Origin of the sequence: Micromonospora sp. NPDC126480, from assembly GCF_040302465.1 — a bacterium.
Lineage (GTDB): Bacteria > Actinomycetota > Actinomycetes > Mycobacteriales > Micromonosporaceae > Micromonospora.
Genome location: NZ_JBEORU010000010.1, coordinates 123699 through 136248, shown reverse-complemented (window position 1 = coordinate 136248; position 12550 = coordinate 123699). Strand labels below are relative to the sequence as shown.

11 protein-coding genes are annotated in these 12550 nt (G+C 73.2%); 7 read left to right on the top strand and 4 right to left on the bottom strand.

The window, feature by feature from the left end; genetic code table 11:
* Positions 1–39: 39 nt before the first annotated feature.
* Genes ABTW87_RS12235 through ABTW87_RS12225 form a run of 3 tightly spaced genes read left to right on the top strand, consistent with a single transcriptional unit; the run spans position 40 to position 3685 of the window.
* A complete protein-coding gene (locus ABTW87_RS12235; protein WP_350650867.1) occupies positions 40–1707 on the top strand; it encodes an extracellular solute-binding protein in 1668 nt (555 codons plus the stop codon).
* The gene (locus ABTW87_RS12230; protein ID WP_350650866.1) at positions 1704–2732 is read left to right on the top strand and encodes an ABC transporter permease; all 1029 of its coding nucleotides are present in this window, start codon (positions 1704–1706) and stop codon (positions 2730–2732) included. The genes ABTW87_RS12235 and ABTW87_RS12230 overlap by 4 nt, the downstream gene beginning before the upstream one ends.
* On the top strand, positions 2729–3685 hold the full coding sequence (locus ABTW87_RS12225) for a carbohydrate ABC transporter permease (RefSeq protein ID WP_350650865.1): 957 nt from the start codon (positions 2729–2731) through the stop codon (positions 3683–3685). Before ABTW87_RS12230 ends, ABTW87_RS12225 begins: the two co-directional genes overlap by 4 nt.
* A 67-nt stretch (positions 3686–3752) precedes the next feature.
* Here ABTW87_RS12225 and ABTW87_RS12220 read toward each other — a convergent pair whose 3' ends face one another.
* On the bottom strand, positions 3753–6101 hold the full coding sequence (locus ABTW87_RS12220) for a TIM-barrel domain-containing protein (protein ID WP_350650864.1): 2349 nt from the start codon (positions 6099–6101) through the stop codon (positions 3753–3755).
* A gap of 141 nt (positions 6102–6242) precedes the next feature.
* Here ABTW87_RS12220 and ABTW87_RS12215 point away from each other — a divergent pair, with 141 nt between their 5' ends.
* Together ABTW87_RS12215 and ABTW87_RS12210 are read left to right on the top strand one after the other, a co-directional pair.
* Complete coding sequence (locus ABTW87_RS12215) at positions 6243–8234, top strand: beta-galactosidase (RefSeq protein WP_350650863.1); 1992 nt, start codon at positions 6243–6245, stop codon at positions 8232–8234.
* 40 nt (positions 8235–8274) lie between these two features.
* Positions 8275–8793 (top strand): DnaJ family domain-containing protein, encoded by a 519-nt coding sequence (locus ABTW87_RS12210; protein WP_350650862.1) that lies wholly within the window; start codon positions 8275–8277, stop codon positions 8791–8793.
* Between the two features lie 56 nt (positions 8794–8849).
* On the opposite strand, the gene ABTW87_RS12205 is transcribed toward ABTW87_RS12210, so the two are convergent.
* Together ABTW87_RS12205 and ABTW87_RS12200 are read right to left on the bottom strand one after the other, a co-directional pair.
* Positions 8850–9140, bottom strand: coding sequence for a GNAT family N-acetyltransferase (locus ABTW87_RS12205; RefSeq protein ID WP_350650861.1), 291 nt, complete (start codon positions 9138–9140; stop codon positions 8850–8852).
* Positions 9141–9516: 376 nt separating this feature from the next.
* Positions 9517–10083 carry a maleylpyruvate isomerase N-terminal domain-containing protein gene (locus tag ABTW87_RS12200; protein WP_350650923.1) on the bottom strand — a complete coding sequence of 189 codons (567 nt, stop codon included), beginning with the start codon at positions 10081–10083 and terminating at the stop codon, positions 9517–9519.
* 136 nt (positions 10084–10219) lie between these two features.
* Here ABTW87_RS12200 and ABTW87_RS12195 point away from each other — a divergent pair, with 136 nt between their 5' ends.
* Entirely contained in the window at positions 10220–10585 is a 366-nt protein-coding gene (locus ABTW87_RS12195; protein WP_350650860.1) for a nuclear transport factor 2 family protein, read from the top strand.
* A 237-nt stretch (positions 10586–10822) separates the two neighbouring features.
* Entirely contained in the window at positions 10823–11659 is an 837-nt protein-coding gene (locus ABTW87_RS12190) for a nitroreductase/quinone reductase family protein (RefSeq protein WP_350650859.1), read from the top strand.
* 109 nt (positions 11660–11768) lie between these two features.
* On the opposite strand, the gene ABTW87_RS12185 is transcribed toward ABTW87_RS12190, so the two are convergent.
* Positions 11769–12389 carry a DUF1062 domain-containing protein gene (locus tag ABTW87_RS12185; protein ID WP_350650858.1) on the bottom strand — a complete coding sequence of 207 codons (621 nt, stop codon included), beginning with the start codon at positions 12387–12389 and terminating at the stop codon, positions 11769–11771.
* Positions 12390–12550: the final 161 nt, after the last annotated feature.

Here is a 12550-nt window from a genome sequence, read left to right as displayed (position 1 = left end):
CCCGGCAAACCCGAGTACCGACCACGAAGGGAGTGCGCCGTGAAGCCGTCCCTGCCGGGCGCAGCCACCGACCGCCGGACCGTGCTGCGCCTGTTCGGGCTGGGCGCCGCCGCGAGCCTGGGCGGAACCGGCCTCGCCGCGTGCAGCAAGGAGGCGGGCAGCCGGGGCAGCGCCACCGGCGCCGACGCCATCCGCTCCGTGCTGCCCGCGTACCGGCCCGCCGAGGTCCTCAAACCGGACATTCCCGGGGAGGGGCCGATCCCCGACGGGTACCTGAGCTATCCGCGGCAGCTCGTCGACGCGGTGACCGAGCAGCCCGGGCGCGGTGGAGCGCCGATCCGCACCATGAGCCCCTGGTGGGGGCCGACCCCGCCGCCGGTGGGCCGCAACTCGTACCTCGCCGCGGTCAACGCGAAGCTCGGCGTCGAGGTGAACCCCAGCCTGCAGGACGGCAACACGTACGCCGACAAGCTCAACGCGATGCTCGGCGCCCGCGACGTGCCGGACCTGCTCTGCGTGCCCAACTGGGAGGTCGACAAGGTCGCCCGGTTCTCCGACGCGGTCAAGGCCCTGTTCACCGACCTCACCGACAGCCTCAAGGGCGACGCCGCCGCGAAGTACCCGTACCTGGCCTCGCTGCCGACCGGCGCGTGGGAGTACTCGGTCTGGGGCGGGCGCCTGTACGCGGTGCCGTTCCCCACCGACGGGCCGTTCGCGTTCGCCCTGTTCCACCGGCGGGACCTGTTCGCCGCCGCCGGGCTGACCGCCCCCACCAGCCCGGAGCAGCTCCACGAGATCGGCAAGCAGGTCACCGACCCGGCCCGCGGCGTGTGGGCCTTCGGCACCGTGTTCGACATGGTCCAGCAGTTCTACGGCTGCCACCAGACCTGGCGCAAGAAGCCCGACGGCGGCCTGGAGCACAAGTTCGAGAACCCGGCCTTCGCCGCCGCGCTGGAGTTCACCGCGCGGCTGTTCGCAGAAGGGCTGGTCCACCCGGACACCGTCGCCAGCAAGGGCGCCGACGAGAAGCAGCTGTTCAAGGCCGGCAAGATCCTGATGTACCAGGACGGTCTCGGCGCCTGGCAGGGCATGCAGAGCGAGCGGGTCAAGGAGCTGCCCAGCTTCGACATGCAGCCGCTGCCGGTCTTCGGTGTCGGCGGCGCGCCGCCGGTGATCTGGGGCAGCGAGAAGCCGGTCTTCTTCACCTTCCTCAAGAAGGACCTGCCCGCCGAGCGGGTCGACGAACTGCTCCGGGTGCTCGACTGGTGCGCCGCGCCGTTCGGCAGCCGCGAGTTCGAGCTGCGCGAGTACGGCGTCGAGGGGCAGCACTTCACCCGGTCGGCCGACGGCAGCCCCGTCCCCACCGAGCTGGGCCGCAAGGAGATGGGTGCCCAGTACACCCACGTCGGCGGCCGGGTGCCGGTCAAGGTCCGCAGCGGCGACACCCCGAACTACGTGCAGGACTACATCGGCTACTACCAGAAGAACATCGCCCAGATGGAGAAGGACCTGTTCGCCGGGATCAAGCTCGAACTGCCGGCGAACTGGTCGAAGCTGATCCAGCCCACCGAAGACAAGATCCGCGACATCCTCCGCGGTCGCCGCCCCATCGGTGACCTGGAGCAGGTCCGCAAGGAGTTCCTCGCCAACGGAGGCGAGGAGGGGCGCGCCTTCCACGAGAAGGCGCTCGCCGACAACGGCCGATGAGCGCTCCTCCCGGCACCGCCGGCGCGGTCGACGCGCCGGCGGGCGACCGCCCCGCCCCGCGCCCGCGTACGACGGCGCGGCCCGTCCCGCGCCGCCGGCGTACCCTGCGGGCCCGGCTGCGCCGCGACTGGCCGCTGCTGGCGATGGCCGCCCCGGCCGCGACCCTGCTGCTGGTCTTCCACTACGTGCCGACGCTTGGCAACGTCATCGCCTTCCAGGACTACAACCCCTTCGTCGGCGACGACCCGCTCGACGCGTTCCTGGGCAGCGAGTGGATCGGCGTCGGCAACTTCGAGGCGCTGTTCCGCGACCCCCTGTTCTGGGACGCGGTGCGCAACACCCTCAGCATCACCGCGTTCCAGCTGGTGTTCTTCTTCCCGCTGCCGATCATGCTGGCGCTGCTGCTCAACAGCGTCGTGTCCGGGCGGGTGCGCGGCTTCGTGCAGAGCGTCGTCTACCTGCCGCACTTCTTCAGCTGGGTGCTGGTGGTGACGTTCTTCGTGCAGACCCTCGGCGGCGCGGGGCTGCTGGCGCAGGAGCTGCGCCAGGCCGGCCTGCAGCCGTGGGGCGTGATGACAAACCCGGACACGTTCATCGTCCTGGTCACCGCCGAGGCGGTGTGGAAGGACCTGGGCTGGGGCGCGATCGTCTTTCTCGCCGCCCTGTCGGCGATCGACCCGAACCTGTACGAGGCCGCGGCCGCCGACGGCGCCGGGCGGTGGCGGCGGCTGTGGCACGTCACCCTGCCCGGCCTGCGACCGGTGATCGTGCTGCTGCTGATCATGCGGCTCGGCGACGCGCTGTCGGTGGGCTTCGAGCAGTTCATCCTGCAGCGCGACGCGGTCGGGCGCGACGCCGCCGAGGTGCTCGACACGTTCGTCTACTACCAGGCGATCGCCACCCAGCAGTGGGGCCTGGGCGCCGCCGCCGGGCTGTTCAAGGCGGTGGTCGGGCTGATCCTCATCCTGACCGCCAACCACGTCGCACACCGTCTCGGTGAGCAGGGGGTGTATTCCCGAGCATGACCACGTACGCGCCGCCACCCGTACCCGCTCCCGGCCCGTCCCGGCGCCGCCGCCGCTCCGACCGCCCGGTATGGGAGGAGCCGCCCTCGCCGCTGGGCCTGTTCGGCAAGGGCGTGGTGCTGGCCCTGCTGGTCGCCGCCGTGCTCGTGCCGCTGTGGACGGTGCTGGTGACCAGCCTGGCGTCCCGCGCCACCATCGACGAGGCCGGCGGCATGGTGCTGGTGCCCCGGGAGATCGACCCGTCGGCCTACCTCACCATCTTCAGCGGCGGCGACGTCACCCAGGCGGTGTGGATCAGCACCGTGGTCACGGTGCTCGGCACCGGGGTGAGCCTGCTGCTGACCGTCCTCGCCGCGTACGGGCTGTCCCGGCCCGGGTCGGTCGCGCACCGCGGGCTGCTCTTCTACTTCCTGCTGACCTTCCTGATCTTCCCCGGGCTGGTGCCCAGCTACCTGGTGGTCACCGGGCTCGGCCTCAAGGACAGCATCTGGTCGCTGATCCTGCCCAGCGCGATCAGCGTGTTCAACCTGGTGGTGATCCGGGCGTTCTTCATGAACGTGCCCGGCGAGCTGATCGACAGCGCCCGCATCGACGGTGCCGGCGAGCTGCGCATCCTCACCCGCATCGTGCTGCCGCTGTCCAGGGCCGTGGTGGCCGTGGTCGGCCTGTTCTACGCGGTGGGCTACTGGAACGCGTACTTCAACGCGGTGCTCTACATCGACTCCAACGACAAGTTCCCGATCCAACGGGTGCTGCAGAGCTACATCCTCGCCGGGCAGTCGCCAAACGTCTCCGGCACGCCGGTCAACCTGCCGGGCGTCACCGCGTACCCGCCCACGCTCGCGGTCAAGATGGCGGTGGTGGTGGTGACGGTCGTCCCGGCGGTGATCGTGTACCCGTTCGTGCAGCGGCACTTCACCAAGGGCGTCATCACCGGAGCGGTGAAGGGCTGACCCGGCGCGGTCCAGCCCCGCCGGGTGCGGCGCCCGTCCCGCCCGGTGCGGGCGCCGCACCCGGCGGTCAGCCCGCGTCGGGGACCAGCCCCGGCACGGACCGTACGGCCACCGCCTCCCCGTTGAGCAGTGACCGGGCCGGGAGGCCGGCGTCGCCGACCCCGGCGAGCACCAGCTGCCCCACCTGCAGCGGCCCTCGCGTCTGTACCCGCAGCTCGGTGCCGTCACGGACGGCCTCGATCTCGGTGTCGCCGTCGACGTCGTGCACCACCGTCCGCCCGCCGACCGCGCCGAAGCAGGCCAGGGTGACGTCGCGGAACGGCCCGTCGCCGACCGTGCCGGCCGGGTCCACAAGCGGCAGCAGCGCGCCGTGGCGCACGTACAGCGGCATCCGGTGCAGCGGTACGCGTATCCGCAGGTGCCGGCCACCGACGTGCCGTTCGCCGGTCGCCGCGTCGATCCAGTCGTCGCCGGCGGGCAGGTACACGTCGCGGACGCCGGACGGGTCGAGCACCGGGGCGACCAGCAGGTCCGGCCCGAGCCGGTACTGCAGGTCGGTGGCCCAGGCGGTCGGGTCGTCGGGGGTGTCGACGAGCAGAGCCCGCATCATCGGCACGCCGGTGCGGGCCGCGCGGGCGGCCGTCGACCACAGGTACGGCATGAGCCGGTACCGCAGCCGCAGCGCGGCCACCGCGTGCCGCTCCGCCTCGGCCGGGAAGTCCCACGGCAGCCGGCTGGTCGTCCCGTGCAGCCGCACCAGCGGCGACAGCGCCCCGAACTGCGCCCACCGCACGTACAGGTCCGGGTCGGGGGTGCCGTGGAAGCCGCCGGTGTCGTGGCTCCAGAACGGCACCCCGGACAGCCCGTGCGACAGCCCGCCGCGCAGCGTGGACGCCATTCCCGGCCAGGTCGCGTTGACGTCGCCGCTCCACTGCGCGCTGTGCCGCTGCCCGCCCAGGTACGACGAGCGGGCCCACACCGTACGGTGTCCGGCGACCTCCTCGGTGACCGCGGCGACGACGTCGTTGAACAGCAACGCGTACACGTTGTGCAGCTCGACGCCGGTCATGCCGTTGTGGGCGAGGGCGTCGGCCGGCACGCCCTCGGCGAAGTCGGTCTTGAACACCGCGACGCCCTGGGCCAGCAGTGGCCGCAGCAGGCCGGTGAACCACTCGACCGCCGCCGGGTTGGTGAAGTCCACGATGGCGCTGGCCGGGTAGCTGCCGTGCCACACGTCCGCGACGTACGTGCCGCCGTCGGGGTGGCGCAGGAAGTAGCCGGCCTCGGCGGCCTCGGCGTACAGCGGGCTGCCGGTCATCAGGTACGGGTTCATCCACAGGCAGACCCGGAAGCCCTGCTCGGCGAGGGTGCGCAGCATGCCGTCGGGGTCCGGGAACGCCTCGGCGTCCCAGCGCAGCTCCGACCACCGCCCGGCGACCTGCCAGTAGCAGTCCAGGTGCAGCACGTCGCAGGGGATGCCGCGCTCCCGGATGAGCCGGGCCCGCTCCAGCACCCGCTGCTGCGTGTCGGGGAAGAAGCCGGAGGAGATCCACGCGCCGAAGGCCCACCGGGGCGGCAGGTACGGGCGGCCGGTGAGCCCGTCGAACCGGTCGAGCACCTCGGCGGGGGTCGGGCCGGCGAGCACGTAGTAGTCCAGGAGTTCGTCGGGGACGAGGATCTGCACGCTGCTGTGGGTGGACTGGCAGACGTCGAACTGGACCGGCAGGCCGCTGTCGACGAGCACTCCGTATCCCCGGTTGGACAGGTAGAACGGCACGTTCTTGTGGGACCGGTCGGACTCGCCGCCGAAGGCGTCGAAGTTCCACATCAGCGCCCGCTGGCCGCGCTTGTCCAGCGGGGTGAACTTCTCGCCGAAGCCGACGAACCGTTCGTCGCCGGGTGCCGTGAAGCTCTCGTGCCAGGCCACGGTGGCGCCGTCGACGGTGGACCGCCCGAACGGCAGGGTGCGCCGGCGGCCGCTGATGTCCCGGACGCCCCGGTCCTGGGCGAGCAGCAGCCGACCGTCCGGAGCGCGGAACTCCAGGTGCCAGGGGTCGAGGCCCAGCTCGGCCACGAGCGCTCCGGCGTCCACCCGGACGCGGCCGTCGGCGACGGTGACCGTGGCGGGGTGGGCGCCGGGGTGGACAAGTGGCGCGGCGCGGGCGGCGCGGCCGCGGGCCTGGGGGTCGTCGGCGAGGCGGACCCGGATCACGCCGTCCCCGGCGGCGTCGACGCGGACCACCGTGGACGCCCCGTCGGAGAGCGTGGCCTTGACGGTCACCCCGTGCGGGTCGGCGGCGACGAGTTCGGCCCGGCCGACCAGCGCGGCACCGTCCTCGCCGGGCGCCCGTACGGGCAGGTCGGGCGGGTCGGCCACGAAGGTCTCGTACGGCACCAGCGGCGGGCGGTAGGGCATCGGCGTCTCCTCGGACGGCAGCGGCTCCGGCGGTTCCACCAGTTTCTTTAACTTCCCAACGAACTGTCAACGATCGGTGTCGATGATTTGACCGATTCAGCATGTTGACGTGCGCCAAGACCGTTCCGTAGTTTGGCCGGAGTGCAAACAAACACGTGGGGTGAGGGCCCGCTCCGGTACGGCGGCGACTACAACCCGGAGCAGTGGCCCGAGCGGGTCTGGCGCGAGGACGTGGCCCTGATGCGCCGGGCCCGGGTCAACCTGGTCACGGTCGGCGTCTTCGCCTGGTCCCGGCTGGAACCGGCACCCGGCCGGTACACCTTCGACTGGCTGGACCGGGCGCTGGACCTGCTGCACGACAACGGCGTCCGGGTCGCCCTGGCCACCCCCACCGCGTCCCCGCCGCCCTGGTTCTCCCTCGCGCACCCCGACGCGCTGCCGGTCACCGCCGACGGCGTGCGGCTGCACCACGGCAGCCGGGACACCTACTGCGCCGCCGCGCCCGCGTACCGCTCCGCCGCGCGGAACATCGCCGCCGCCCTCGCCGACCGGTACGCCCACCACCCGGCCCTAGCCCTGTGGCACGTGCACAACGAGTACGGCACCACATGCCACTGCGAGCACGCCGCTGCCGCCTTCCGGCGGTGGCTCGCCGACCGCCACGGCGACCTGGACGGCCTGAACGACGCCTGGGCCACGAGCTTCTGGAGCCAGCACTACACCGACTGGGCGCAGGTCACCACCCCCCGGGCCACCCAGTACCTGGCCAACCCCGGCCACCTGCTGGACTTCCGCCGGTTCTGGTCCCAGACCCTGCTCGCCGCGTACACCGAGCAGCGCGACCTGCTGCGCGCCGCCAACCCCGCCGTGCCGGTGACCACCAACTACGTGCTCGGCGACTGGGTGCCGGTCGACCACGCCCGGTGGGCCGCCGCGGTGGACCTCGTCGCGATCGACCACTACCCGTCCGCCGTGGACGGTGGTGCCGAGGAGCAGACGGCGCTCGCGGCCGACCTGGCCCGCGGCTGGGCGCGGCGCGGCACCGGTGGCGACGGCTGGCTGCTCATGGAGAGCGCGCCCAACCAGATCCACACCGCCGGCCGGATGCACACGAAGGAACCCGGCCGGATGCTGCGGCACAGCCTCGCCCACGTCGCCCGCGGCTCGCGTGGCGTCCTGTTCTTCCAGTGGCGGGCCCCGGCCGGCGGGGCCGAACGCTTCCACTCGGCCCTCGTCCCGCACGCCGGGCCGGACAGCCGGGTCTTCCGGGAGGCCGTCGAGCTGGGCGGGCTGCTGGAACGCCTCGACGAGGTCGAGGGCCGGGTCGAGGCGCCCGTGGCGGTGGTGCGCGACGCCGCCAGCGGGTGGGCGCTGCGCCACCCCGGCCTGCCGTCGGGGCGGGTCGACCACGACGCCGAGGTGGCCGCCACGCACCGGGCGCTGTGGCGGGCGGGGTACGGCTGCGACGTGCTCGCCCCAGGCGACCGGCTCGACGGGCACCGGCTGCTCGTCCTTCCCGCCGTCTACCTCGCCGACGCGGCCACGGTCGACTGGGTGCGCGAGCACGTCCAGGCCGGCGGGCACCTGCTGGTGACGTACCTCAGCGGCGTCGCCGACAGCCACGGCCGGGTGCGGCTCGGCGGCTACCCGGGCGCGTACCGGAACCTGCTCGGCGTCCGGGTGGAGGAGTTCCACCCGCTCGCCGACGGCGAACGGCTGCCGCTGACCGGTGGCGGCACCGCCACCGTCTGGTCCGAGACGGTGCACCTGACCGGTGCCCGCCCGGTGACCGCGTACGCCTCCGGGGTCCTCGCCGGCCGCCCGGCCGTCACCCGGCACGACGTCGGCGCCGCCACCGCCTGGTACGTCTCCACCCGGCCAGACGAGGACACCTACCGGCGGCTGCTGACCGAGGCGGCCCGGGCGGCGGGCGCCATGCCGACCTGCCCGGCGGCGCCACCCGGCGTGGAGGCCGTGCGCCGGCGAAGCGACCGGGGCAGTTGGCTGTTCCTGCTCAACCACACCGACCAGCCCCAGCAGATCCCCGTCAGCGGCGTCAACCTGCTGACCGGCGACCTCTTCGACAACCAGCCCCTAGCCCCCAACGCCGCAGCAATCCTCCGGGAACCATGACCGTGGCGGCGGGTAGCGTGGGGGCGGGGGTGAGGGACGCGTGGAGGCAGCACGGTGGGAGGCGACCGTCGAGGCGCAGATCCGCGCCGCTCAGGAGCGGGGGGAGTTCGACAACCTGCCCGGCATGGGCAAGCCGATCCCCGGCCGCGACCTGCCGTACGACGAGTCGTGGTGGATCAAGAGCTTCCTGGAGCGGGAGGCGCTGCCCAGCGACCTGCTCCTGCCCACCCCGCTGCAGCTGCGCCGCAAGATCGAGCAACTGCCCGCCGAGGTGCGTGACCTGCCCACCGAGGAGGCCGTCCGCGCGTACGTCGCCGCCCTCAACGCCGAGATCATGGCGTGGCTGCGCACGCCCACCGGCCCCCGGGTCGTGGTCCGCCCGGTCAACGTCGAGCAGGCGGTCCAACGGTGGCGTTCCGAGCGGCAGCAGGCCGGCGCCCACCACTGCGCGGTGACCGCGCCGCGCGCACCCGCCCGGCGGCCCACCCGGCGGTGGTGGCTACCGTGGCGCCGCCGCGCCGGTCAGCGGGCCGGCGGCGAGGAGCCCACCGCCGCCTGACCGCCACCCGGGGTCCCGGTGCGGGGCGGGCGGCGCCCACCCCGCACCGGAGGCACTCAGAGCTGCCGGTAGTAGACCGCGATCGGCAACTGCGTGCACCCGAGCCGTTCGTACAGCGCACGGGCGGGCGCGTGGAACGGATCGTTGCCGGTGCCGATCTCGACGACCTGCGCACCGGCGGCCCGCATCTCGGCGAACGCGTGCTCGCAGAGGGCGGTGCCCAGGTGGTGCCGGCGGTGCTCGCCGTCGACGGCGAGGTGGCTGATGGTGCCGTTTGCGGCGGGCCGGGTCGACGCTCCACGCCACGTAGCCGGCGATCGCGTCGCCGGTCTCCGCGACCGCGACATGGCGGTGCCGGTCCGGATCGTGCAGCCCGGCCACCTGCGAGCGGTAGTCGTCCCGCCAGGTGCCGTGCTGGTTGGCGAAGACGACCTCGCCCACCAGCGGACGGAAGTAGTCCTCGTAGAACGGCCGGAACGTGTCGATGGTCAGGTCGGTCAGGGCCGCCAGGTCCTCCTGGCGGAACGCGCGGATGAGCATGAGAAGTGCACCTCGTCACTGAGAGGGTGAAGCCGGACAGAAGGCGTCATCCGGGCCTCACGCGCGGCCGGTCACGGCGGCGCGGTGGCCCTCAGCGGCGGGTACGCCAGGCGGCGAAGCACTCCATGCCGGCCAGGTTAGCGCGTCCCGGGCAGGACGGCCCGCACCGTACCCGCGACGGCCTCACTCGACCGCGGCGCGCCAGGTCCAGGAGGTACGCCGGGGGTGGCCCGGCAACTCGCCGCGTCCGGTCGCCCAGAGCAGCACCTGCGGTGCCGGCCCGTCCGGGGCGTCCGGGAACAGGCGGCGCAGCACACCGATGCTCAGCTCCTCCGGCGGTGCCCACGCAACGCCGAGGCCGCGCGTGATGTCGTGGGTGTGCAGCACCGTCTCGGCCACCCCCATGGCCGCGAAGCCGCCCGGGTCGCACGGTCCCCAGTGCCAGGCCCGGACCTGCGGCGCGGCCGAGTCCACCGCGGCGGCCAGCAGGCCCGCGCAGGCGCCGACCACCCGTAGCACCTCGGCGGGCGCGGCGGTGGGGGAGACCACCAGGTCGTACGGCAGGTAGCCGGAATCCGGCCGGCCCACGACCTGACCGGCGTACGCCATCAGGTCGTGGGCCACGTGCGCGGCTGTCGTCCAGCAGTTCCAATCCAGGTCGCCGGCCGGCACCGACCAGTCCCGATCGGTGTGCGGGCCGAGCACCCCGGTCATGGCGTCCACCGCGCGGGTGACGTCGGCCCCGGTCATCTCGCTCACCTCACGACCCTGTCAGCACGGCGCGTGCCGGGCAACCACAACGTTTTCGTCGGTGCCGGACGCCATGATCCGAGGCGGACCACACCGGCGCCGCCGGGATCGACCCGCCGAACGAGGGGAACCTGCCATGTCGCGCAACACCGAGACCGTCGAGACCTACCTGGACGGCTTCCGCGCCGGCGACCACGCCAAGATCCTGTCCTGCCTGACCGACGACATCGAGTGGACCGTGTTCGGCGCGTTTCACCTGGCCGGCAAGGCGGCCTACGACGCCGCGATCGACGGGGTGGGGTTCGTCGGCCCGCCGCGCCTGGCGGTGGTGCGGATGGTCGAGCAGGACGACGTGGTGATGGCGGAGCTGACCGGGTCGGCCACCCGGGACACCGGCGAGGAGATGCGCATGTCGATGGCCGAGGTGTTCGTCATGCGGGACGGGAAGATCGCCGAGCGGCGTGCCTGGGTGATCGAGCTGACGGAGAACGACTTCCGTTGACCGGCGGATCGGCGCGTCGGTAGGGTCGGTGCCGTGACTGCCGGGTCGGCCATGGGCCACGAGCGGACAGGGCACCCGGCCATTCGATGAGGCCGGCGGGGGCCCGCGCCCCGCCCTGCAGCCCCTGCCCACCGCGTACCCCTTGATCGTCTGGACGCCGCCACCGGCGGCGCCGTCCTCCGTGCCCGCCGGTCACCCGGCGGCCGCGCCCTTGTGCCCAGTCACCGAAAGCAGCGCATGCCCGACGACTTCAACCAGCAGATCATCGACGAGTTCCGGACCAACGACGGCCGGGTGGGCGAGCCCTTCGAAGGCGCCCGCCTGATCCTGCTCACCACCACCGGGGCGCGGTCCGGCGCCCCGCACACCACCCCGGTCGGCTACCTTCCCGACGGCGGCGAGCGCATCCTGGTGATCGCGTCCGCCGGTGGCGCGGACCGGCACCCCGACTGGTTCCACAACCTGGTCGCCGACCCGGCCGTCACCGTCGAGGACGGTGTCTTCACCTACCCGGCGCGGGCCGAGGTGCTTACCGGCGCCGAGCGGGACGCGGTCTTCGCCCGGGCGGTGGAGGCCGACCCCGGCTGGGCCGACTACCAGGCGAAGACCGACCGGCTCATCCCGGTGGTGGCCCTGTACGCACAGCACGCCGGCCCGCCGCACGGGGTCTCCTTCGGCGAGGCCCTGCGGCGCATCCACGACGCGTTCCGGCGGGAGCTGGCACTGATCCGCGACGAGGTGAACCGCTCCGGGCCGACCCTCGGCGCGCAGCTGCGGGTCAACTGCCTGACCGTCTGCGGCGGCCTGCACGCGCACCACACCCGCGAGGACGCCGGCATGTTCGCCGGCCTCGCCGCGCAGCGCCCCGACCTGGCCGACGTGCTCGATCGGCTCCGGGCCGAGCACCGGCGGGTGGCCGAGCTGGTGGACGAGATCCAGCAGGCGGTCACCGCCGCCGACGCCGACCGCGACGAGGTCCGCGAGCACGTCGCGCGCCTCGTCGCCGACCTGGAGGCCCACCTGGCGTACGAGGAGGAGCAACTCATCCCCGTCCTGGACGCCCCGGCCGGCTGATCCAGGTCGGGGAGGCCGCGGCGGTCGCTGCCTCCCCAACCTCCGGTGAATATCCGGCCGCCTCGTTCGGCGGTGCAGCCGGGCGGGCCACACGGCCCGCCCGGCTACCTCACCGGTCGAGGGCCGGTGGCAGCCCGGTCCCGCATCCGGCGTCCGATCGGACCGGTGGCTGGTCCCCGCTCAGCACGGTGAACCAGAATGCGGCCCTCGTCGGACGGCGCAGCGGGATGTCGCACTTGATCCGGCGTAGCACCTCGTTCCTGCTGAGGCCGAGCCCCTGCGCGATGAGCCGGTCCGGGCGCACCGGCACCGGATCCTCGAAGACGACCTCCACCTGGATCGGCCACGTCGCGTCGAGGCACGCCGGCGGGGTGTCCAGCCGCCATGCCCCCGTCCAGTCCAGCGTGAAGCCGTTGCGCCGGGCCAGCGACGGATCCAACAACCGGGACGCCACCAGGTCCGGATCGTTGACGTGGTAGCCGTGCAGCTCGGCCGGATCGAGGGAGCTGACCGGGACTCGCTCGTGCACGGTGAGCTTGCTCGTCCGGTCGCAGGACACGCAGCGGACCAGCAGCCACACGTCGAGCAGTTTGCCGTTGGCGTTGACGCGGAACCTGCCGCCGCCGGTGGTGGCCGACCCCGAGCGGCAGTCCACGCACCGCATCGCCAGCAGCGGCAGCCTGGTCCGGCGAACGACCCAGGGCAGCACGATATGAGGTGGTGCAGACATGATCTCTAGACCTGATCTCTAGACCTGACACGAGACCGATTGCGCGCGGCCTCGAACGCGTGTGACCGGGCGGCGCGAGGGCAGCCCGGCGGAACCGACGGGAGCGTCGGCTACCGGTGCGCGGGAGAAGGTGTCAGGTCTGGAGAGCAGGCGGGGTCACG